Source organism: Pseudomonas sp. P1_C12 (assembly GCF_056406435.1).
The window spans coordinates 202,992-223,614 of record NZ_JBFUAE010000003.1; the positions used below are offsets into that span (position 1 = coordinate 202,992).

A 20,623-nucleotide genomic window follows, 5' to 3' on the forward strand; every position below is an offset into this window, starting at 1 on the left:
CAGGCATGCCCCAGGCACGTTGTTTCGGACTATTGAGTGGTGATCGGGATGGAAAGTATCAGTCTGTTGCTCGGTGAGGCGCTGAGCCCGTATCAGGTCACGTTGACCCCATCAGGCATTCGTGGCGAATGCCGGATAACCTTGAAGAATGCTATCGGCGCGACCGTGGTCGAGCGCGCGTTCAATCAGGTCCAGTTGAATGACAAACGGCTGCTGACGGATGTGGTCGACGGTTTGCATCGCGACGTGCTGATCGCTGAAGGGCGCCTTGAGCCTTGTGTCATCGCGGCATTGCGTAATGCGGCGCAGGACAAGCTTCTGGCCAGCCGCAATTGAACGGATATTTGTGGGAACCTTCCCGCGCCCAGGTCAGTCAGACTTTGTAACAGCAGGATCAAGCATTGTGCTCCGGTGCTTGTAGCTTGCTGCTACTGGTCTCCAGGCAGGCCAAGTTTAACCCCGGGTCGTCTCCCCACTTCCCGGGGTTTCTTTTTGCCCGGGATTTGTCATGGCTGCGCCAGATTGTCGAAAAACGCCTTGGTGTCTTTCAAGTAATCGCTGCGACTCTCCGGATCCAGCCAGGCGGCGTAGGCCTCGTCAAGGCGTTCACGGGGAAGGGTGCGCAGCACCTGGTTGATCTCGACAATGGCCTGCCGGCCCTTTGGCGTGTCGGTGCAGCCGATGTAACCGGACAGGTACTTGCCAGTGCCACGGATCGGATAGAACTGCAATTCATCTTCGGCGATACCTTGCAGTGAGGCCTGGTAACGAATTTCCGGGCGATAACCCAACAGCAGGCGCAAGCGTCCCAGGCGCTGCATCTGTAGCAGGCTGCCCAAGGCGTCATTACCGTAATGAGCGGTCAGCGCGTCGGCTGGCGCTTGCTTGAGCAACTCGTCGAGGTATTCGCCATAATTGCGCTCGGCAATAATCCCCAGTTTTTCGCTGCCGCTGGCGAGCAGCGCTGCCAGGTCCACTTCGCCGTCCTTGATAAAGGGTGTCAGCACTTTCTGGTCGACGCGCCGCACGGCCAGGCCATTGCTCATGGCGCGGAAGACCGGGATGGAAAAGGCGATCCACTTTTCCCGTTCCTTGCTCCAGTTCAGCGCCGCGTCGCAGACGAGGGACGGCTCGTGGAGCATTTGCAATCCACGCGCGCGATTGACCCTCATCACGATGTGCTGGTACTGCGGCATGCCGGCAATCAACAGTGGAAGCAGTTGATCGATAACGCCCTGGCCTTTTTTCGGGCCGTCGAAGATCGTCAGCGGCGGCAGGTCGCGTTTGAGCCAGATCAGGGTTTCCCTGGTTTGCGCCAGAGCTGATGGGACCGTTTCAAGGAGCAAGAGCAAAATCGCCAGCATGCGCAGCAGCTGCCCGCCGCGCGACGGGCAGCATCGAGGCAGGCGCCTCGGTTCAGATGGCTCCGTCTTTGCGCAACTGTGCGATCTGCGTCGCGTCATAGCCAAGTTCCTGGAGTACCTGTGCGTTGTGCTCACCCAGTTGTGGCCCGACCCATTCACATTCCCCAGGTGTCTCTGAGAGTTTCGGCACAATGCCCGGCATCTTGAAGTCTTTGCCGTCCGGCAGCTTGGCCTGCAGGAACATTTCCCGCGCCAGGTACTGAGGGTCATTGAACATGTCTTCGGCGCTGAAGATCCGGCTGGCCGGCACCTCGGCCTGATTGAGCCGCGCCAGCACCGTGTCCAGCGGCAACGAGTTGACCCAGCGATCGATGACGCCATAAATCTCGTCGCGTCGGGCATCGCGGCCATCGTTGCTGGCAAGCAGAGGATCGTTGGCCAGGTCTTCCCGGTCAATGATCAGCATGAAGCGTTTGAAAATCGCGTCGCCATTGGCGCCGATCTGCACGTGCTTGCCATCGGCGCTGGTGTGGATCGAGGACGGGGTGATGCCCGGCATGATGTTGCCCGTGCGTTCGCGAATGAAGCCGAACACATCGAACTCCGGGACCATGCTTTCCATCATCGCGAAGATGGCTTCGTACAGCGCCACGTCCACCACTTGCCCCTGGCCACCGTTGACCTCGCGATGACGCAGGGCCATCAGTGCGCCGATCACGCCCCAGAGCGCGGCAATCGAGTCGCCGATGGAAATGCCGGTGCGCACCGGTGGCCGGTCTTCGAAGCCGGTGATGTAGCGCAGGCCCCCCATGGATTCACCAACTGCGCCAAAGCCGGGCTGATCTTTCATCGGGCCGGTCTGGCCGAAACCCGACAGCCGCACCATGACCAGTTTCGGGTTCAAGGTGTGCAGGACGTCCCAGCCCAGGCCGAGTTTCTCCAGGACGCCGGGACGAAAGTTTTCGATCAGAATGTCGGCTTCACCCAGCAGCTGTTTCAGGATCGCCTGACCGTCAGGGTGCTTGAGATTGAGGGTCAGGGACTTTTTATTGCGGGCCTGGACGAACCACCACAACGAAGTGCCTTCATACAACTTGCGCCATTTGCGCAATGGATCACCGCCGTCCGGGGACTCGACCTTGATCACATCGGCACCGAATTCAGCGCAAATGCGCGAAGCAAACGGGCCGGCAATCAAGGTACCCAATTCGATGACTTTCAGACCGGAAAGCGGTTTGGCGGTGAGCGGCATGCGGGATCCTGCAGGACAAGGGATGAGCGATTAGAGCGTTTTAACATAGCCGACTGTCAGGCGCTCCAGCTTGATTGTGTTCAATTCGTGGATTGCCCGTCGCATCGGTTAGACTTGCCGCCTTTCCTCGTATCAAGAAGCCCGTTCATGGCCCAGCCGTCCACGACCTACAAGTTTGAACTGAACCTCACCGACCTTGACCGCAGCGTCTACGAGAGCGTGAAGCAGACCATCGCCCGTCACCCTTCGGAAACCGAAGAGCGCATGACCGTGCGCCTGCTGGCCTACGCCCTCTGGTACAACGAGCAACTGTCTTTTGGCCGTGGTCTGTCGGAAGTGGATGAACCGGCCTTGTGGGAAAAAAGTCTGGATGACCGCGTCCTGCACTGGATCGAAGTCGGCCAGCCCGATGCCGAGCGCCTGACCTGGTGCTCGCGCCGCACCGAGCGCACCAGCCTGCTGGCCTATGGCAGCCTGCGCGTCTGGGAAACCAAAGTGATCCCGGCTATCAAAAATCTGAAAAACGTACATATCGCGGCTGTTCCGCAGGAAGTCCTGGAAACCCTGGCCAAAGACATGCCGCGCGTTATCAAGTGGGACGTGATGATCAGCGAAGGAACGATTTTCGTCACCGACGACCGTGGTCAGCACGAAGTCCAGTTGCAGTGGCTGGCCGGTGAGCGCGGCTGATTATTCGCCATTGCACCGCGTCACCCGGTTTTATCCTACGTATCGAAGAGAAGCATCATTCACCCCATGCGCATCGAACCTCGCTTGCTGCCCGACACCCTGCCATTCCTCGGTGATATTCCGCCGCTGCTGACCCGCCTGTACGCGGCGCGGGGTGTGCAATCCGAGGCAGAACTGGACAAGAGCCTGGCGCGGTTGATTCCGTTCCAGCAGCTCAAGGGCATCGATGCCGCCGTGGATCTGCTGGTGACGGCGCTCGAACAGCGCCAGCGCATTCTTATCGTCGGCGACTTCGATGCCGACGGCGCGACGGCCAGCACTGTGGGTACGCTGGGCCTGCGTTTGCTGGGCGCGGCGCATGTCGATTATCTGGTGCCAAACCGTTTCGACTACGGCTACGGCCTGACACCGGAGATCGTCGCGGTGGCGCTTGAGCGTCAGCCGCATTTACTGATTACCGTCGACAACGGCATCTCCAGCGTCGAAGGCGTGGCCGCGGCGAAAAAGGCCGGGCTCAAGGTGCTGGTTACCGATCACCACTTGCCCGGTGACGAGCTGCCGTTAGCCGACGCCATCGTCAATCCGAACCAGCCAGGTTGCGAGTTCCCGAGCAAGGCACTGGCCGGGGTCGGAGTGATTTTCTATGTGCTGATGGCCCTGCGTGCGCGGTTGCGCGAACTGGGCTGGTACACAAGCAAGCCGCAGCCGAATATCGGCGAACTGCTCGATCTGGTGGCCTTGGGCAGTGTGGCCGACGTGGTGCCGCTGGATGCCAACAACCGGATTCTGGTGCATCAGGGCCTGGAGCGCATTCGTGCCGGACGTTCCCGGCCGGGGATCAAGGCGATCCTCGAGGTGGCCAAGCGTGACCATGCACGTATCACTTCCACCGACCTGGGCTTCATTGTCGGCCCGCGGCTGAACGCGGCGGGGCGCCTGGATGACATGAGCCTGGGCATCGAATGCCTGCTGACCGAAGACGCCGGTCTGGCCCGTGAGATGGCGGCGCAACTGGACGGCATGAACCAGGATCGCAAATCCATCGAGCAAGGTATGCAGCGTGAAGCGCTGGCGCAGCTCAAGGATCTGCCGGTGGAGTCGATGCCGTTCGGCTTGTGCCTGTTCGATCCCGAGTGGCATCAGGGCGTCATCGGTATCCTCGCGTCACGGATGAAAGAGCGCTATTTCCGCCCGACCATCGCCTTTGCCGATGCCGGAGATGGCCTGCTCAAGGGCTCGGGGCGTTCGGTCCAGGGCTTTCACATCCGCGACGCCCTGAGCGTGGTGGCGGCGCAGCATCCGAATCTGATCACCAAATACGGTGGCCACGCGATGGCGGCCGGCCTGACGCTGCCGGAAGCGAACTTCCCCTTGTTCGCCGAAGCCTTCGACGCTGAAGTGCGCCGGCAACTGCGCGAAGAAGACCTGACTGGCCGCCTGTTGTCGGACGGCACCCTGGCGGTGGAAGAGTTCCACCTGGAGCTGGCCCGTGCCTTGCGGCATGCCGGCCCTTGGGGGCAACACTTCCCGGAACCCTTGTTTCATGGGGTGTTCCAGTTGGTCGAGCAGCGCGTCGTTGGCGAACGGCACCTTAAAGTCGTGCTCAAAAGTGAATGTGGCTCGGTGAAACTCGACGGCATTGCCTTCGGGATCGACCGCGACATCTGGCCGAATCCGACCATCAAGTGGGTGGAACTGGCCTACAAACTCGACCTCAACGAGTTTCGTGGCAACGAGACGGTCCAGCTGATGATTGCCCACATCGAACCGCGATAGTGCGTTAAAGATCAAAAGATCGCAGCCTTCGGCAGCTCCTACAGGTGTACGTCATGCCTTTGTAGGAGCTGCCGAAGGCTGCGATCTTTTCTTGAACCCTCCACTGATCTCCGATGTCGACTAGGCTCTAAGCACTGCTTGATTTTGGCCTTGTGACGTCTTGTCGAATTTTTTGCCCGCGGGGGCGGGTGCTGTACCTTTTTCCTGTCACTCGTCGACTATTCAAACAGAACCTGGAGCCTGCCCACTGATTCGAGAGGTGCCCCATGAGTCTGCTGCTTGAACCCTTTACCCTTCGCCAATTGACCCTGCCCAACCGCATCGCGGTATCGCCGATGTGCCAGTACTCCAGTGCCGATGGCCTGGCCAATGACTGGCACCTGGTCCACCTCGGCAGCCGCGCTGTCGGCGGGGCCGGGCTGGTGTTTACCGAAGCCACGGCGGTCACCGCCGACGGGCGTATCACCGCTCAGGACCTCGGTCTGTGGAATGACGAGCAGATCGAACCCCTGCAACGCATCACCCGCTTCATCAACGCCCAGGGCGCCGTTGCCGGCATTCAGCTGGCCCATGCCGGGCGCAAGGCCAGCACCTACCGGCCGTGGCTCGGCAAGCATGGCAGCGTCAAGCCCGATGAGGGCGGCTGGGTGCCGGTCGGACCTTCACCGATCGCGTTCGATCCACAGCACACCCAACCCAGACAACTGGATGACGGCGAGATCGCGAAGGTGATCCAGGCCTTTGTCGATGCGGCAAAACGCTCACTGACGGCCGGTTTCAAGGTGGTCGAAGTGCACGCGGCCCATGGTTACCTGCTGCATCAGTTCCTGTCGCCGTTGAGCAATCAGCGTCGCGATCAATATGGCGGCTCCTTCGAAAATCGTATTCGGCTGGTGCTGCAGGTCACCGAAGCGGTGCGTGCGGTGTGGCCTGAAGAGTTGCCGGTGTTTGTCCGAGTCTCGGCCACCGACTGGGTGGAAGATGGCTGGAACCCCGATGAAACGGTGGAACTGGCACGCCGCCTCAAAGCCCTGGGGGTCGACCTGATCGACGTCTCGTCGGGCGGGACGGCGGTGAATGCGGAGATTCCCACAGGGCCGGGTTACCAGACCCGCTTCGCCGAGCGTGTACGCAAGGAGTCGGGCATGGCCACCGGCACGGTTGGCATGATCACCGAGCCGGCCCAGGCCGAGCACATCCTGCGCACCTGTCAGGCGGACATCATCTTCCTGGCCCGTGAGTTGTTGCGCGATCCCTACTGGGCGTTGCATGCAGATGACGATCTGGGCGGGCACAAGGCCGTGTGGCCGGCGCAGTATCAGCGGGCGACTCACCGTGAGCAGCCGATTCATGAATCGGATTTGCGCGACTGAAATCCATCGATACGAAAAAGCCCCTGAATCGCGAGATTCAGGGGCTTTTGTTTATGCCGGTGACCGATCAGGCCGCTTCGATCTTGCTGCGGTTCAGTTCGACCTTGTTCAGGTAGTCCTTGAGCTTTTCCTGCTCGGCCACCGTCGTGAACAAACCGAGCTTGCTGCGACGCCAGAGGATGTCGTGGGCGCTGGTGGCCCATTCTTCGTTGCACAGATAGTCGACTTCGCGGGTGTAGAGACCGCCGCCGATGTGCTCGCCCATATCGCTGAGGTCCTGTACGCCTTCGAGCATACGCCAGGTACGGCTGCCGTAGGTGGTGGCCCAGCGGCGAGCGATCTCGCTCGGTACCCAGTCGAATTTGTCGCGGATACGCGAGCTCAAGGCTTGCGGGGTGGTCATGCCTTCACCGCCCGGCAGCGTGGCGCTGGCGGTCCAGCTTGGCTTGATGTGTTTGAAATACGGTGCCAGTTGCGCCAGCGCCGACTCGGCCAGTTTGCGATAGGTGGTGAGCTTGCCGCCGAACACCGACAGCAACGGAGCCTCTTCGCCTGTGCCAGACAGCGCCAGGGTGTAATCGCGGGTCACGGCCGACGGGTTGTCGGATTCGTCGTTGCACAGCGGGCGCACACCGGAATAGCTGTGCAGGATGTCGTCGCGGCTGATCTGCTTTTTGAAATGGGCATTGACCACGTTCAGCAGGTAATCGGTTTCGCCATCGGTAATTGCCACTTTCGCCGGATCGCCGGTGTACTCGCGGTCGGTGGTGCCGATCAGGGTGAAGTGATTCAGGTACGGAATGGTGAACACGATGCGCTGATCTTCGTTCTGCAGGATGTGCGCGTGTTCGCCTTCGTATAGTTTCGGCACGATCAGATGGCTGCCCTGGATCAGGCGGATGCCGTATGGCGATTCCATCTTCAAGTCATCGCGAATGAACTTGGCGACCCATGGCCCGGCCGCATTGACCAATGCCTTGGCGCGGATCGAAAACAGACTGCCATCGGCACGCTCCAGGTGCAGGTGCCACAGGCCCTTGGTGCGACGCGCGCTGACGCAGCGGGTCTGGGTGTGAACGTGGGCGCCGTTTTCCCGGGCGGCCATGGCGTTCAACACCACCAGGCGCGCGTCATCCACCCAGCAATCGGAGTATTCGAAGCCCTTGGTGATCTCGCTTTTCAGTGCGTTGTCAGGGCCGAACTTCAGGCTTTTCGAACCTTGCAGTTGCTCGCGCTTGCCCAGGTTGTCATAGAGAAACAGACCGGCGCGAATCATCCACGCCGGGCGCAGGTGCGGGCGGTGCGGCAACACGAAACGCATTTGCTTGACGATGTGCGGAGCCTTGGCCAGCAGTACTTCACGTTCGGCCAAGGCTTCACGCACCAGGCGGAATTCGTAATGCTCGAGGTAGCGCAGGCCACCGTGAATCAGCTTGCTGCTGGCCGACGAGGTATGGCTGGCCAGGTCATCCTTTTCGCAAAGGAACACCGAGAGACCGCGACCGGCGGCATCCGCTGCGATCCCCACGCCATTGATCCCGCCACCGATGACGGCGATATCGTAAACCTCGGCGAGAGGGGGCGTGGGCAAGGTGGAAGTGGGCATCGGCTCGGCCTCGGAGTTCTTTGATGTTCTGTATTTGAATTCGAACATTAATGTTCATTTGCGAAAATACTAGCCCATAAAGACGCGCACAGCCAGCCAGCTTCGATTGAAAATACTCATCGAGGGGGCATCAAAGGAAAATATTCGAACATTGAAAGAAGGGAGGAGTGTCGCGTAAGTGCTGTAGGAGCCGGCTTGCCGGCGAACGCGCTCCTGAAATCGCCTTCGCCGGCAAGCCGGCTCCTACAGGTTGTTTAACCACCTTCGGTGTTAAACAACCTCCAGCCGAACCTTGTGCTGGTTCAGCAGTTGCGCCAGCGCCGGGGAAGGCTGCTGATCGGTGACCAGGCAATCGACGAGGCTGATCGGCCCCAGGCGAATCATGGCGTTGCGTCCGAATTTGCTGGAGTCGGCCGCGAGGATCACTTGCCGGGCATTGGCGATGATCGCCTGGGATACCCGCACTTCCTGATAGTCGAAGTCCAGCAGGCTGCCGTCTTCATCGATGCCGCTGATGCCGACCAGGGCGAAGTCGACCTTGAACTGATTGATGAAATCGACACTGGCCTGACCGACCACACCGCCGTCGCGCCGTACGTTGCCACCGGTCAGCAGCACGTCGAAGTCGTCCTTGGCGCTGAGCATCGAAGCCACATGCAGGTTGTTGGTGATGATTTTCAGGTGACTGTGGTTGAGCAGTGCCCGGGCAATGGATTCGGTGGTCGTGCCGATGTTGATGAACAACGAGGCATGGTCGGGAATCTGCGCGGCAATGGCTTCGCCGATACGCTGTTTCTCGTCGCGCATCTGATCGGCGCGCATGGCGTAGGCGGTGTTTTCAACGCTGGAGTCGTAAGCCGCGCCGCCGTGGTAGCGACGCAACAAATTGGCTTCCGCGAGCTGATTGATGTCGCGGCGGATGGTCTGCGGGGTAACAACGAACAACGTGGCCATTTCCTCGATACTGACATAGCCGCGTTCGCGGACCAGTTCGAGGATTTGCTGCTGACGGGGAGGCAGATTCATTGGGCGTCCTTTGGGCTGCCGTGCAAAATTTGCCCATGATGCCGCAGGAATCCGCTCCCGACCAGTTACATACAGATACGAGCCCGTATCCCGGTTTATTCAGCCTCGTCTTCAGCCGCCCAATTGCGAGTACGGCTGACCGCTTTTTTCCACCCTGCGTAGAGTTTTTCCTTCGCAGCTTCGTCCAGCGTCGGCTCGAACTGGCGCTCGATCACAGCCTTGCCACGCAACTCTTCCAGGCTGCCCCAGAAGCCACAGGCCAGGCCTGCCAGGTAAGCCGCACCCAGCGCCGTGGTTTCGCGCATTTGCGGGCGCTCGACCTGCGTGCCGAGGATGTCGGCCTGGAACTGCATGAGGAAATTGTTGGCCACTGCACCGCCGTCCACGCGCAGAGCTTTCAGACGCTCCCCAGAGTCTTGCTGCATGGCGTCCAGCACGTCACGGGTCTGGTAGGCAATCGATTCCAGCGCGGCCCGAATGATGTGATCCACGCGTACGCCGCGGGTCAGTCCGAACAATGCACCACGGGCGTACGGGTCCCAGTACGGTGCGCCAAGTCCGGTGAAGGCCGGCACCAGGTACACGCCGTTGCTGTCCTTGACCTTGTTGGCGAAGTATTCGGTGTCGTGGGCGTCGTTGATGATCTTCAGTTCGTCACGCAGCCATTGCACGGTGGAGCCGCCGTTGAACACCGCACCTTCCAGGGCATAGGCCACCTCGCCACGCGGGCCGCAGGCGATGGTGGTCAGCATGCCGTGTCGGGATTTCACGGCTTTGTCGCCAGTGTTCATCAGCAAGAAGCAGCCAGTGCCGTAGGTGTTTTTCGCCTGGCCTGGCTCGACACACATCTGGCCGAACAGAGCGGCTTGCTGGTCACCGGCAATGCCGCCGATGGCGATGCCGCTTTTGGTGTGGCCGTAGATCTCGGACGACGATTTGACTTGCGGGAGCATCTCACGCGGGATGTCGAGGACTTCCAGCATCTTCGCGTCCCACTCCAGGGTGTGGATGTTGAAGAGCATGGTGCGCGAAGCGTTGGTGTAGTCGGTGACATGCACCTTGCCGCCGGTAAATTTCCAGATCAACCAGCTGTCGACGGTGCCGAACAGCAGCTCACCGTTGCGCGCGCGTTCGCGGCTGCCTTCGACGTTGTCGAGGATCCACTTGAGCTTGGTGCCGGAGAAATACGGGTCGGTGACCAGGCCTGTGGTGTCGCTGATGTATTGCTCGTGGCCATCGCGCTTCAGTTGCTGGCAGATCTCGGTGCTGCGTCGGCACTGCCAGACGATTGCGTTGTAGATCGGGCGGCCGGTGTTCTTGTCCCAGACCACGGTGGTTTCGCGCTGGTTGGTGATGCCGATGGCTGCTACCTGGTCATGGTGCAGGCCGGCTTGTGCAAGGGCCTCGACCATCACTGCGCTCTGGGTGGCGAAGATCTCCATCGGATCGTGCTCAACCCAACCGGCTTGCGGGTAATGCTGAGCGAACTCCCGTTGGGCGGTGCAGACCACGTTCGCGTCGCGGTCGAAAATGATCGCGCGGGAGCTGGTCGTACCCTGATCGAGGGCAATGATGTAGTTCTTATTCTGTGTGTCGGTCATGTCGATTGCCTTGGACGAAATAAGGGAGTGAGGTCTGGCGCGTGATCAAAGGGCAGGGGCACGCGCCAACGGTATCAAGAAGTTCTGGGTTTGCCGTCAATGGCAGCTGTTGCATCCTTTGTAGCAGGTACAGCGCCGTGCAGATGGCGGGCAATCAGCCCGCGATAGGCGGCGGCGCCGAGGCAGGCACCGACAATCGGTGCAAAAACAGGAATCAGGAAATACGGAATATCGCGTCCGCCGGTGAAGGAAATTTCACCCCAGCCAGCGAAGAAAGTCATCAGTTTAGGACCGAAGTCCCGCGCAGGGTTCATGGCAAAACCGGTCAGCGGTCCCATCGAACTGCCGATCACCGCAATCAGCAGGCCGATCAGCAGCGGTGCCAACGGGCCTTTTGGCAGGCCATTGTTGTCATCGGTCAGGGACATGATCACGCCCATCAGGATGGCTGTAATGATCACCTCGACCAGAAATGCCTGGGCGGTGGTCAGCACAGGATTCGGGAAGGTGGAGAACACGGAGGCCAACTCAAGGCTGGCGTGAGTGCCGCGAACCATGTGGTGCGTTTGTTCGAATTCGAAGAATAGATTGCTGTAGAGCGTGTAGACCAACAGCGCTCCACAGAAGGCACCCGCCACTTGGGCGAGTACGTAGAAAGGCAATTTACGCTTTTCGAAGTCCGCGAAAATGCTCAGGGCAATACTGACGGCAGGGTTCAGATGAGCCCCGGAAACCCCGGCGGTAAGGTAGATCGCCATGCTGACGCCGACGCCCCAGATAACGCTGATTTCCCACAAGCCAAAACTGGCACCCGCGACCTTGAGCGCGGCAACACAGCCTGTACCAAAAAAGATCAGCAGCGCTGTACCCAGAAACTCGGCCATGCATTGGCTCGAGAGCGACGGTTGTTGTAAAACAGTTGTCATTGAAACCTCAATTTTTTTGTTGTCTGGCGCTTTTCCCATCATGGTCGGAGCGCGTTTTTCGCCGAGGCAGGATCCCCATCCTGGTCGCGGTTTACTGCTGGGTGCAGCGGTAGGACGTTTCGTACAGTTTCAGAAACGAAAAAATATAGACAAGAAACGCTGATGTCAAAGGTCGAAAGTGAACCATCGGTCACAAAAAAACTATTCGTTGCATGAATGAATGAGTCATTGCGCAATGGGATGGCCAGGCAATGGCGTTATGGATGCGCCGCCGTAGAGCCTTTTAACGATCAATGTCCTAGAATCGGGCGCAGTATTTTTCTTCTGCCGCCCAGTCTGGAGCTGTCATGACCCCCGCATTGGATTTGTTGAAAAAGGTTCGGGCCGAACATCGCGTACACAGTTACGAACATGACCCGAAGGCCGCCTCCTACGGGTTGGAAGCGGCGGAAAAACTCGGGCTCGATCCGGCGCAGGTGTTCAAGACTTTGCTGGCGGCCAGCGAAAAGGGCGAGTTGCTGGTGGCCGTGGTGCCGGTTGTCGGCAGCCTGGACTTGAAAGGGCTGGCCCACGCCGCGGGCGTGAAAAAGGTCGAAATGGCCGACCCGGCGGCAGCGCAACGCTCTACTGGCTATCTATTGGGCGGGATCAGTCCGCTGGGGCAGAAAAAGCGCTTGCGCACATTCATCGATAATTCAGCCCAGTCCTTCGCCAGTATTTTTGTCAGTGCGGGTCGACGTGGACTGGAAGTCGAACTGGCACCGGCCGTGCTGGCCGAGCACACCCAGGCGAAATTTGCCGATATCGGTCGGGTGTGAGCGCTGTATGGTGAAAATCTGCCCGCTCTGTCACTGGCGCTCATTCGGCCGGCGCTGCATGCTCAGCGGACAAACCAAGGGAGAAGGTTATGCAGCTTGAGTTTCATCAGGTCGACGCGTTCAGCAATCAGCCGTTCAGTGGTAACCCGGCGATGGTCTATCGGCTCGATACCTGGCTCGCCGATGAGTTGATGCAAAAGATTGCCGCCGAGCACAACCTCGCCGAAACGGCGTTTGTCGTGCGCGAAGGGCAGGGCTGGCACATCCGCTGGTTTACGCCGACCACCGAGGTGCCATTGTGTGGTCACGCGACGCTGGCTAGCGCCTATGTGCTGTTTGAGATCTATAAAGAGCCTGTCGAGCGACTGGACTTCACCTGTAAGTCCGGCCCGTTGAGCGTGACGCGGGAGGGCGCAGGCCTGTGGCTGGACTTCCCGGCGATCACTGCGTCACCGGTGAACGTGGTCTCGGAAATTGAGCGTGCACTGGGTGTGAAGGCTGTTGAGGTACTGGGTTCGAATGAACTGTTCGTGGTGCTGGAGTCGGAGCAAGCCGTGCTCGACTGCAAGCCGGACATGGTGGCCCTGGCGAAACTGCCATGGTTGGGCGCCATCGTGACGGCGCGGGGCGAGCAGCACGATTTCGTTTCCCGCTATTTCGCCCCGGCAATCGGCATCAATGAAGACCCGGTGACCGGATCGACCCATTGCCTTCTGATTCCGTACTGGTCAAAGCATTTGGGCAAGTCGAGCCTGACGGCTTTTCAGCGTTCGGCGCGGGGTGGGGAGCTGTTCTGTCGACTGGAAGGCGATCGAGTGAAGATCGGCGGGAATGCGACCTTGGTAGCGCGTGGAACGCTGATGTTGGGTTAACGCAAATCCAATGTAGGAGCGAGCTTGCTCGCGATGGACGACAACGATAACGCGTGCAACCGGAAGGAACGCGTTATCCAGACGTTTTTCGCGAGCAAGCTCGCTCCTACAGGGTTTTTGTGTATCAGCTAGCGGCGCTGTAACGCCGGACACCTGATTCAACAGCAGGAATCTGCGCCGCCGTGCTGCCGGACGCCTGGAACAGCACCAAGTGTTCAGCCGCGACACGAATACCCACATCCGCCCCAACCTGGCGATCGACATGGCTCGGGAAGATCGATTCCAGCTGTGCGCCTGTCGGCAGCTGCAAGCGATACAGGGTCGACGCACCCAGGAACGTCTTGCCGGCGATTCGCGCCTTCAGTGCGCTATCCGGCGCGTAGACGATATCGTCCGGGCGCAGCAGCACATCAACCGCACCGCCTACCGGCCAGGTGTAGGCCCGGTTGCCGCGCAATTCGCCGAGCTCGGTTTGCACCGATTCCGGGCTGCTCAACTGACCGCGAATGAAATAGCCCTGGCCGATGAAACTCGCCACGAAGGGTGTCAGCGGTTCGTGATACAGGTTGTAGGGCGTATCCCACTGTTCCAGGCGACCTTCCTTGAACACGCCAATGTGGTCACTGACTGCGAAGGCTTCTTCCTGGTCGTGAGTCACCAGAATCGCGCTGGTGCCTCGGGCCTTGAGGATGTCGCGTACTTCGTGGCTGAGCTTGCGGCGCAATTCACCATCGAGGTTGGAGAACGGCTCGTCGAGCAACAGCAATTGCGGATCCGGCGCCAGTGCGCGGGCCAGGGCGACACGTTGCTGCTGGCCACCTGAAAGTTCGTGGGGGAAGCGCTTGCCGAGGTTCTTCAGGTTGACCAGTTCCAGCAGTTCTTCGGTAACGCGATCCATTTGCGGATGCTTGCGAATGCCGAAGGCGATGTTGTCGGCCACGCTCAAATGCGGAAACAGCGCGTAGTCCTGGAACACCATGCCTATGCGACGTTTCTCCGGAGCAAGGGTGAAGCCGGCGCTGGAGATGGTTTCGCCCGCCAGCTGGATTTCGCCTTCATGTATCGGTTCAAAGCCGGCAATCGCCCGTAGTGTGGTGGTCTTGCCGCAGCCCGAAGAGCCGAGCAGGCAACCGATGTCACCAGCGTTCAGGTGCAGGTTCAGGTTCTGTACTACACGCTGGTCCTGATAGCCGCAGGCGAGGTTGCGCAGGTTAAGCAGTAAAGGCTGGCTCATGCGTGGTGGTACGCCGGTTCGACGAGAAACTCGAGCAAGGCCTTTTGCGCGTGCAGGCGGTTTTCGGCCTGATCCCAGGCCACCGAACGTTTGTCGTCGAGCAGATCGACGCTGATTTCTTCGCCGCGGTGCGCCGGCAGGCAATGCATGAACAGTACGTCTTCAGCGGCCAGGTCAAGCAGGGCGCGGTTGACCTGGTACGGTGCGAACAGCTTAAGACGCTTGGCGGTTTCTTCTTCCTGACCCATGGAGGTCCAGACGTCGGTGCTCACCAGGTGTGCACCGCGCACGGCTTCTTTCGGGTCGCGAACGATGGTGACCCGATCGCCGGCTTTGGCCACGAATTCAGGATTGGGCTCGTAGCCTTCCGGGCAGGCCACGCGCAACTGGAAGTCGAACTGGATCGCCGCTTCTATATAACTGTTGCACATATTGTTGCCGTCGCCGATCCAGGCCACGGTCTTGCCCTGGATGGAGCCGCGGTGTTCGAGGAAGGTCTGCATGTCGGCCAGCAACTGGCACGGATGCAGGTCATCGGACAGGCCGTTGATTACCGGTACGCGGGAGTTGGCGGCGAATTCGGTCAGGTTGCTGTGGGCAAAGGTACGGATCATCACTGCGTCGAGCATGCTCGACATGACGATGGCGCAGTCGCCGATCGGCTCGCCACGACCCAACTGGGTGTCACGTGGCGACAGAAAGATCGCCTGGCCGCCGAGCTGGATCATGCCGGCCTCGAAGGAGATCCGGGTGCGGGTCGAGGATTTCTCGAAAATCATCCCCAGGACGCGGTTTTTCAGAGGCTCGAACAGTACGCCGCGGTTACGCAGGTCCTTGAGCTCAACGCCTCGACGGATCACGCTGACCAGCTCTTCGGGCGTGCAATCCATCAGGGAGAGAAAGTGCCTTGCGCTCATCATTGACTACCTTTTGCTACAAACCGCAGATGCTCAAAGCCTTGTTTAACGGAACAACGGGCGAGACCTGCGGCGTAAGCCGCACGGGGCGACGAAATAGGGGAAGGCGCGATCTTATAATTAAATGTCGCGTCTTACCAATAGGGCTACAGTTTTTAGGGAGTTTCAGAGGTGCTACGGGTTCACCGAGGTAGCGCTTTTGAAGCCTGTTTCCTGATAGCAGCGCCTCATTTGTACACCGGCCCCTCGGGGCTTGGCAATCAGGCGGGGCGGCAATGGTGCGCTGACAGTCGGTTTCTGACCTGTCATTCATCAGCGCCGGGCTCGACGAACACTGGTGCCTGATCGGCGAACTGACCTGCGTGCAGGGCCCCCACGGGCCGATTGAAACCCTTCAGGAGCGCTGTCCAGGCTGCCTTCGAACTGAACTCCGGCGGCCATCGGCTGGCCTGATAACCCTCGATTCACAAGACGCACGTCGCTGGCGTGGCGGCGGGTCTGGCGCCATAGTTTTGTTTCCGCGGCCATCGTTGCCCGCCCATAACAAGACAGTGACTGGCCATGACCAAGACTCTCCATCACCGTGCGTGCCATTTGTGCGAAGCCATCTGTGGCCTGACCATCGAAACCACTGAGGTCGAAGGTGGTAACGTCCAGATCACATCGATCAAGGGCGACCCCCAGGATACGTTCAGCCGTGGGCACATCTGCCCCAAGGCCGTGGCGTTGCAAGACATTCAGAACGATCCGGATCGCCTGCATCAGCCGATGCAGCGGGTGGGCAATGAGTGGCAGCCCATCGAGTGGGAAGCGGCATTCAATCTGGTCGCCGAACGCCTCGCCGCCATTCAGGAGCGTCACGGGCAAAACGCCGTGGCGGTCTATCAGGGCAATCCGAGCGTGCACAATTACGGGCTGATGACCCACAGCAATTATTTCCTCGGCCTGCTGAAAACCCGCAACCGGTTTTCCGCGACGTCGGTCGATCAATTGCCCCATCACCTGACCAGTCATTTGATGTACGGCCACGGTTTGTTGCTGCCGATCCCGGACATCGATCACACCGATTTCATGCTGATCCTGGGCGGCAACCCGCTGGCTTCAAACGGCAGCATCATGACCGTGCCAGATGTGGAAAAACGCTTGAAGGCGATACAGGCCCGGGGTGGCAAAGTGGTGGTGGTCGATCCGCGCCGTAGTGAGACGGCGGCGATTGCCGATCAGCATCTGTTTGTGCGCCCGGGTGGTGATGCCGCGCTGTTGTTCGGCATGCTCAATACCTTGTTCGCTGACGGTCTGACCCGCGACAGCCATCTGCCGGTGGACGGCCTGGAGGACGTGCGCGAGGCTGTCGCGCCGTTCACTGCCGAGGCCATGAGTCCGTTGTGCGCCGTACCGGCCGAACAGATCCGCCAGTTGGCGCGGGACTTCGCCGCGGCACCGAGTGCAGTCTGCTATGGCCGCATGGGCGTTTCGACCCAGGCCTTCGGTACGCTGTGCCACTGGGTGGTGCAGTTGATCAATCTGGTCACCGGCAATCTCGATCGCGTGGGTGGTGCCTTGTGCACCGAGCCAGCGGTGGATCTGGTGGCGACGACTTCGGGCGGGCATTTCAATCTGTGGCAGAGCCGGGTTTCCGGGCGCCCGGAATACGCCGGAGAACTACCTGTCTCGGCGCTGGCCGAAGAGATGCTCATCGAAGGGGAGGGGCAAGTCCGGGCGTTGATCACTGTGGCTGGCAATCCGGTGCTGTCCACGCCCAATGGCCGAAAGCTCGAGCAGGCGCTGGACGGGTTGGAGTTCATGGTCAGCATCGACCTGTACATCAATGAAACCACGCGTTACGCCGACCTGATCCTGCCGTCCACATCGGCGCTGGAAAACGACCATTACGACACCACGTTCAACCTGTTTGCGGTGCGCAACGTCAGCCGCTTCAACCGCGCCATCCTCGCCAAGCCCGAAGGTGCATTGCACGACTGGGAGATCTTCGTCGGGCTGGCCAAGACATTTGCCGCCAGGACCGGCAAAGAGTTGAAACCCACCATCGCCCCCGCACAAATGATCGATCGCGGTCTGCGCATGGGGATGTACGGCGACACGTCAGAGCACAAACTCTCGCTGGCGACTTTGTTCGATCATCCCCATGGCGTCGATCTGGGCGCTCTCAAGCCTAACCTGGCACCACGCCTGAAGACTGCCAATCAACGCATCCAGGCCGCGCCGGCCGCGATTCTCGCTGACCTGACGCGCTTCGCAGCCTTGCAGGCGCCGGCCGCCGACGAGTTGTTGATGATTGGCCGCCGGCATGTACGCAGCAACAACTCATGGATGCATAACTATCATAGGTTGGTGAAGGGCAAACCACGTCACCAGTTGCTGATGCATCCGGACGACCTGGCCAGTCGCGGGCTCAGTGACGGGCAACGTGTGCGGGTCAGCTCGCGGGTGGGGGTAATTGAGGTCGAAGTGCTTGGCAGTCTGGACATGATGAAAGGCGTGGTCAGCCTCCCTCACGGCTGGGGTCACGCGCGGCCGGGCGTGCAAATGTCGATTGCCAGCAGTCAGCCGGGCTCAAGCGCCAACGACCTGACCGACGAATGCCGGCTTGACGAACTGTCGGGAAATGCCGCGCTCAATGGCGTACCGGTGACCGTGGCCGCAGCTTGAGTCAGTCTGACGGAGAGACCGAGCAGGGCGCTCGGCTTTCCGTTACAATGCGCCACCGTGCCGACCCATGAGTCGGAAAGTTCAGCCGAGGTGCTCCATGGATATCATCGAAACGATTAAAGAGCAGATTGCCAACAACACCATTCTGCTTTACATGAAAGGCTCGCCGAATGCCCCGCAGTGCGGCTTCTCCGCGAAAGCCGCGCAGGCCGTGATGGCGTGTGGCGAAAAGTTTGCGTACGTGGACATCCTGCAGAACCCGGAAATCCGCGCCAACCTGCCAAAATACGCCAACTGGCCAACCTTCCCGCAACTGTGGGTTGCCGGTGAGCTGGTCGGCGGTAGCGACATCATGACTGAAATGGCTGCTGACGGTTCGCTGCAGAGCCTGATCAAGGACGCCGCCGCCAAGGCAGCTGTTCCAAAGACCGAAGCCTGATTCGCTTGGCTCCCCTGTAGGAGCTGCCGCAGGCTCGGGCCGCGTTCGGACGATCTTTTGATCTTCGGCAAATAAAAAGCCCCGCTACTCGAAAGAGTGCGGGGCTTTTTATTGTGTCTGGATAGTTACTGCAAAGTTGCCGCTGCAATCCCCAGGATCGCAGCCTGCGGCAGCTCCTACTCTTCGCCCATCTGCGATTGCAGATAGTTCTCGAGTCCGATTTTATCGATCAGGCCCAACTGGGTTTCCAGCCAGTCGATATGTTCTTCTTCGGACTCGAGGATATCTTCAAGCAGCTCACGGCTACCGAAGTCGCCGACTGTTTCGCAATGAGCGATAGCCACCTTGAGATCAGCGTGACCGGTGCGTTCGATACGCAGATCGCACTCCAGCATTTCCTTGGTGTGTTCGCCGATGTGCAGCTTGCCCAGGTCCTGGACGTTCGGCAGGCCTTCAAGGAACAGGATCCGCTTGATCAGCTTGTCCGCGTGCTTCATCTCGTCGATGGATTCGTGGTACTCGTGCTTGCCGAGCTTGTTCAGGCCCCAATCTTCATACATGCGCGCATGCAGGAAGTATTGATTGATCGCGACCAGCTCATTGGCGAGGATCTTGTTGAGATGCTGGATGACTGTAACGTCGCCTTTCATGATGGGGTCCTGCCCTTTATTAGCTGTCAATAGGGCAGAGTCTGAGCCGCGTATTTAAGGGTGTCAAACCTAAGTTATTGAAACTTAAATGAAAATTAATCTGAATAAGAATGTTTGTGTTCCGCGTCTAGAGCATAACTAGTTGATTTTGAGGCATAAAAAAACCGGACGTATGTCCGGTTCTTTGATATTCGATAGTTAAGCCGCGGTAAATTCTGCTGGAAAGGGAATTGCAGCCTGGGCCGTTTGCAGTTTGGTCAGGGTCTCGCGGACCACTTCCTTGGCGAGGCAGGCACATTTGCCGCATTGACTGGCAACGCCGGTAGCCACACGGACTTCCTTGTAGCTGCAGCATCCTTCATAGATCGCATCGCGGATTTGACCGTCGGTGACGCCAGTGCAGAGGCAAACATACATAAGGAAGGTCCGTCGCTGATTGTGACTCAATTGCGATGGATCTTAATGTTAACGAGAATGATTGTCAAAGTGGTTTCAGAGCACTTTTTGTCATAAATGAGTATGGCTGACGAATGGTCTGCCTGACAAATTGGTGATACAAAACCGTCGGGGATTTCATCGTACGGGGAAAAAACAGCTAAGCCAGCTCAAACACGCGGTGTATGATGGCCGGTCTTTTGCGACCGGGGATCGTGTCACAGGGCTGTCGCCTCAGGGTGGCAGGCTGATGCGAACCCTGTTTCTCACGCTATTACACCAGGAGATATCCAATGAGCGTACTCGTAGGCAAGCAAGCCCCTGACTTCACCGTACCGGCCGTACTCGGCAATGGCGAGATCGTTGACAGCTTCACCCTGTCCTCGGCGATCAAAGGCAAATACGGCCTGGTGTTCTTCTACCCACTGGACTTCACCTTCGTTTGCCCGTCCGAACTGATCGCTCTGGACAACCGCATGTCCGAGTTCAAGGCGCGTAACGTTGAAGTGGTCGCTGTGTCGATCGACTCGCACTTCACCCACAACGCCTGGCGCAACACCCCGGTCAACAATGGCGGTATCGGCGAAGTTCGCTACACCATGGCTGCCGACATCAAGCAGGAAATCATGAAAGCCTACGACGTTCAGTCCGCTGACGGCGTGGCTTTCCGTGGCGCGTTCCTGATCGACGACAAAGGTGTTGTCCGTTCGCAGATCATCAACGACCTGCCGCTGGGCCGTAATATGGAAGAGCTGCTGCGTCTGGTCGACGCTCTGCAATTCCACGAAGAGCACGGCGAAGTCTGCCCTGCCAACTGGAAAAAAGGCGATAAAGGCATGAACGCTTCGCCAGAAGGCGTTGCGGCTTACCTGACCGAGCACGCTGCCGCTCTGTAAGGCGCACGCTTCAGCTATAAAAAGCAGGTACAAAAAAACCGGCCTTCGAGGCCGGTTTTTTTATGGGCGGGATAAACC

19 protein-coding genes are annotated in these 20,623 nt (G+C 59.3%); 9 read left to right on the plus strand and 10 right to left on the minus strand.

Annotated features, from left to right (window positions below; genetic code table 11):
- The first annotated feature begins 48 nt into the window (after positions 1 to 48).
- Positions 49 to 336, plus strand: coding sequence for a DUF3509 domain-containing protein (locus AC1D19_RS06320; RefSeq protein WP_477754252.1), 288 nt, complete (start codon positions 49 to 51; stop codon positions 334 to 336).
- A 170-nt stretch (positions 337 to 506) separates the two neighbouring features.
- Here the strand turns inward: AC1D19_RS06320 and AC1D19_RS06325 are convergent, their stop codons facing one another.
- Positions 507 to 1,463: a TIGR02285 family protein gene (locus AC1D19_RS06325; protein WP_477762703.1), complete on the minus strand. Its 957-nt coding sequence runs from the start codon at positions 1,461 to 1,463 to the stop codon at positions 507 to 509.
- Complete coding sequence (locus tag AC1D19_RS06330; RefSeq protein WP_477760092.1) at positions 1,417 to 2,616, minus strand: CaiB/BaiF CoA transferase family protein; 1,200 nt, start codon at positions 2,614 to 2,616, stop codon at positions 1,417 to 1,419. The genes AC1D19_RS06325 and AC1D19_RS06330 overlap by 47 nt, the downstream gene beginning before the upstream one ends.
- 147 nt (positions 2,617 to 2,763) lie before the next feature.
- Here AC1D19_RS06330 and AC1D19_RS06335 point away from each other — a divergent pair, with 147 nt between their 5' ends.
- The 3 genes from AC1D19_RS06335 (at position 2,764) to AC1D19_RS06345 (ending at position 6,455) form a co-directional block, all read left to right on the plus strand.
- Positions 2,764 to 3,306 carry a YaeQ family protein gene (locus tag AC1D19_RS06335; protein ID WP_223459916.1) on the plus strand — a complete coding sequence of 181 codons (543 nt, stop codon included), beginning with the start codon at positions 2,764 to 2,766 and terminating at the stop codon, positions 3,304 to 3,306.
- Between the two features lie 66 nt (positions 3,307 to 3,372).
- Positions 3,373 to 5,082 carry a single-stranded-DNA-specific exonuclease RecJ gene (recJ, locus tag AC1D19_RS06340; RefSeq protein ID WP_477762704.1) on the plus strand — a complete coding sequence of 570 codons (1,710 nt, stop codon included), beginning with the start codon at positions 3,373 to 3,375 and terminating at the stop codon, positions 5,080 to 5,082.
- 266 nt (positions 5,083 to 5,348) lie between these two features.
- Positions 5,349 to 6,455 (plus strand): NADH:flavin oxidoreductase/NADH oxidase, encoded by a 1,107-nt coding sequence (locus AC1D19_RS06345; protein ID WP_477754249.1) that lies wholly within the window; start codon positions 5,349 to 5,351, stop codon positions 6,453 to 6,455.
- A gap of 67 nt (positions 6,456 to 6,522) precedes the next feature.
- On the opposite strand, the gene glpD is transcribed toward AC1D19_RS06345, so the two are convergent.
- From glpD to AC1D19_RS06365, 4 genes are all read right to left on the minus strand, one after another.
- Positions 6,523 to 8,061, minus strand: a complete 1,539-nt coding sequence (gene glpD / locus AC1D19_RS06350; RefSeq protein WP_477762705.1) for a glycerol-3-phosphate dehydrogenase — start codon at positions 8,059 to 8,061, stop codon at positions 6,523 to 6,525.
- 270 nt (positions 8,062 to 8,331) lie between these two features.
- Positions 8,332 to 9,087, minus strand: coding sequence for a DeoR/GlpR family transcriptional regulator (locus AC1D19_RS06355; protein ID WP_007971301.1), 756 nt, complete (start codon positions 9,085 to 9,087; stop codon positions 8,332 to 8,334).
- A 95-nt stretch (positions 9,088 to 9,182) separates the two neighbouring features.
- The gene (glpK, locus tag AC1D19_RS06360; RefSeq protein ID WP_477754248.1) at positions 9,183 to 10,688 is read right to left on the minus strand and encodes a glycerol kinase GlpK; all 1,506 of its coding nucleotides are present in this window, start codon (positions 10,686 to 10,688) and stop codon (positions 9,183 to 9,185) included.
- Positions 10,689 to 10,762: 74 nt separating this feature from the next.
- On the minus strand, positions 10,763 to 11,614 hold the full coding sequence (locus AC1D19_RS06365; RefSeq protein ID WP_477762706.1) for an MIP/aquaporin family protein: 852 nt from the start codon (positions 11,612 to 11,614) through the stop codon (positions 10,763 to 10,765).
- 347 nt (positions 11,615 to 11,961) lie between these two features.
- Between AC1D19_RS06365 and ybaK the strand changes: the two genes are divergently transcribed.
- Together ybaK and AC1D19_RS06375 are read left to right on the plus strand one after the other, a co-directional pair.
- Entirely contained in the window at positions 11,962 to 12,432 is a 471-nt protein-coding gene (gene ybaK, locus AC1D19_RS06370; protein WP_477754246.1) for a Cys-tRNA(Pro) deacylase, read from the plus strand.
- Between the two features lie 89 nt (positions 12,433 to 12,521).
- Positions 12,522 to 13,304 carry a PhzF family phenazine biosynthesis protein gene (locus AC1D19_RS06375; RefSeq protein ID WP_477762707.1) on the plus strand — a complete coding sequence of 261 codons (783 nt, stop codon included), beginning with the start codon at positions 12,522 to 12,524 and terminating at the stop codon, positions 13,302 to 13,304.
- Positions 13,305 to 13,428: 124 nt separating this feature from the next.
- Here the strand turns inward: AC1D19_RS06375 and AC1D19_RS06380 are convergent, their stop codons facing one another.
- Both AC1D19_RS06380 and argF read right to left on the minus strand, forming a co-directional pair.
- Complete coding sequence (locus AC1D19_RS06380) at positions 13,429 to 14,538, minus strand: ABC transporter ATP-binding protein (RefSeq protein ID WP_477760091.1); 1,110 nt, start codon at positions 14,536 to 14,538, stop codon at positions 13,429 to 13,431.
- A complete protein-coding gene (gene argF, locus AC1D19_RS06385; RefSeq protein ID WP_218426903.1) occupies positions 14,535 to 15,455 on the minus strand; it encodes an ornithine carbamoyltransferase in 921 nt (306 codons plus the stop codon). Before argF ends, AC1D19_RS06380 begins: the two co-directional genes overlap by 4 nt.
- A 561-nt stretch (positions 15,456 to 16,016) precedes the next feature.
- Here argF and AC1D19_RS06390 point away from each other — a divergent pair.
- Both AC1D19_RS06390 and grxD read left to right on the plus strand, forming a co-directional pair.
- Positions 16,017 to 18,125 (plus strand): molybdopterin oxidoreductase family protein, encoded by a 2,109-nt coding sequence (locus tag AC1D19_RS06390; RefSeq protein ID WP_477762708.1) that lies wholly within the window; start codon positions 16,017 to 16,019, stop codon positions 18,123 to 18,125.
- A 97-nt stretch (positions 18,126 to 18,222) separates the two neighbouring features.
- Positions 18,223 to 18,564, plus strand: a complete 342-nt coding sequence (gene grxD / locus AC1D19_RS06395) for a Grx4 family monothiol glutaredoxin (protein WP_477762709.1) — start codon at positions 18,223 to 18,225, stop codon at positions 18,562 to 18,564.
- A gap of 176 nt (positions 18,565 to 18,740) precedes the next feature.
- Here the strand turns inward: grxD and bfr are convergent, their stop codons facing one another.
- Both bfr and AC1D19_RS06405 read right to left on the minus strand, forming a co-directional pair.
- Positions 18,741 to 19,214: a bacterioferritin gene (gene bfr, locus AC1D19_RS06400; RefSeq protein ID WP_223548157.1), complete on the minus strand. Its 474-nt coding sequence runs from the start codon at positions 19,212 to 19,214 to the stop codon at positions 18,741 to 18,743.
- A 198-nt stretch (positions 19,215 to 19,412) separates the two neighbouring features.
- Positions 19,413 to 19,631: a bacterioferritin-associated ferredoxin gene (locus AC1D19_RS06405; protein ID WP_008053520.1), complete on the minus strand. Its 219-nt coding sequence runs from the start codon at positions 19,629 to 19,631 to the stop codon at positions 19,413 to 19,415.
- Between the two features lie 311 nt (positions 19,632 to 19,942).
- Between AC1D19_RS06405 and AC1D19_RS06410 the strand changes: the two genes are divergently transcribed.
- The gene (locus tag AC1D19_RS06410; protein ID WP_007971324.1) at positions 19,943 to 20,545 is read left to right on the plus strand and encodes a peroxiredoxin; all 603 of its coding nucleotides are present in this window, start codon (positions 19,943 to 19,945) and stop codon (positions 20,543 to 20,545) included.
- Positions 20,546 to 20,623: the final 78 nt, after the last annotated feature.

Excerpts from the sequence above, each read along its gene's own strand:
- AC1D19_RS06345 (WP_477754249.1), top strand. The coding sequence starts at position 5,349 with ATGAGTCTGCTGCTTGAACCCTTTACCCTTCGCCAATTGACCCTGCCC.
- AC1D19_RS06405 (WP_008053520.1), bottom strand. The coding sequence starts at position 19,631 with ATGTATGTTTGCCTCTGCACTGGCGTCACCGACGGTCAAATCCGCGAT.
- AC1D19_RS06380 (WP_477760091.1), bottom strand. The coding sequence starts at position 14,538 with ATGAGCCAGCCTTTACTGCTTAACCTGCGCAACCTCGCCTGCGGCTAT.
- AC1D19_RS06355 (WP_007971301.1), bottom strand. The coding sequence starts at position 9,087 with ATGAATCTGCCTCCCCGTCAGCAGCAAATCCTCGAACTGGTCCGCGAA.
- argF (WP_218426903.1), bottom strand. The coding sequence starts at position 15,455 with ATGAGCGCAAGGCACTTTCTCTCCCTGATGGATTGCACGCCCGAAGAG.
- AC1D19_RS06320 (WP_477754252.1), top strand. The coding sequence starts at position 49 with ATGGAAAGTATCAGTCTGTTGCTCGGTGAGGCGCTGAGCCCGTATCAG.
- glpD (WP_477762705.1), bottom strand. The coding sequence starts at position 8,061 with ATGCCCACTTCCACCTTGCCCACGCCCCCTCTCGCCGAGGTTTACGAT.
- AC1D19_RS06325 (WP_477762703.1), bottom strand. The coding sequence starts at position 1,463 with ATGACGCGACGCAGATCGCACAGTTGCGCAAAGACGGAGCCATCTGAA.
- AC1D19_RS06410 (WP_007971324.1), top strand. The coding sequence starts at position 19,943 with ATGAGCGTACTCGTAGGCAAGCAAGCCCCTGACTTCACCGTACCGGCC.
- glpK (WP_477754248.1), bottom strand. The coding sequence starts at position 10,688 with ATGACCGACACACAGAATAAGAACTACATCATTGCCCTCGATCAGGGT.
- AC1D19_RS06375 (WP_477762707.1), top strand. The coding sequence starts at position 12,522 with ATGCAGCTTGAGTTTCATCAGGTCGACGCGTTCAGCAATCAGCCGTTC.
- AC1D19_RS06330 (WP_477760092.1), bottom strand. The coding sequence starts at position 2,616 with ATGCCGCTCACCGCCAAACCGCTTTCCGGTCTGAAAGTCATCGAATTG.
- AC1D19_RS06390 (WP_477762708.1), top strand. The coding sequence starts at position 16,017 with ATGACCAAGACTCTCCATCACCGTGCGTGCCATTTGTGCGAAGCCATC.
- grxD (WP_477762709.1), top strand. The coding sequence starts at position 18,223 with ATGGATATCATCGAAACGATTAAAGAGCAGATTGCCAACAACACCATT.
- bfr (WP_223548157.1), bottom strand. The coding sequence starts at position 19,214 with ATGAAAGGCGACGTTACAGTCATCCAGCATCTCAACAAGATCCTCGCC.
- recJ (WP_477762704.1), top strand. The coding sequence starts at position 3,373 with ATGCGCATCGAACCTCGCTTGCTGCCCGACACCCTGCCATTCCTCGGT.
- ybaK (WP_477754246.1), top strand. The coding sequence starts at position 11,962 with ATGACCCCCGCATTGGATTTGTTGAAAAAGGTTCGGGCCGAACATCGC.
- AC1D19_RS06335 (WP_223459916.1), top strand. The coding sequence starts at position 2,764 with ATGGCCCAGCCGTCCACGACCTACAAGTTTGAACTGAACCTCACCGAC.
- AC1D19_RS06365 (WP_477762706.1), bottom strand. The coding sequence starts at position 11,614 with ATGACAACTGTTTTACAACAACCGTCGCTCTCGAGCCAATGCATGGCC.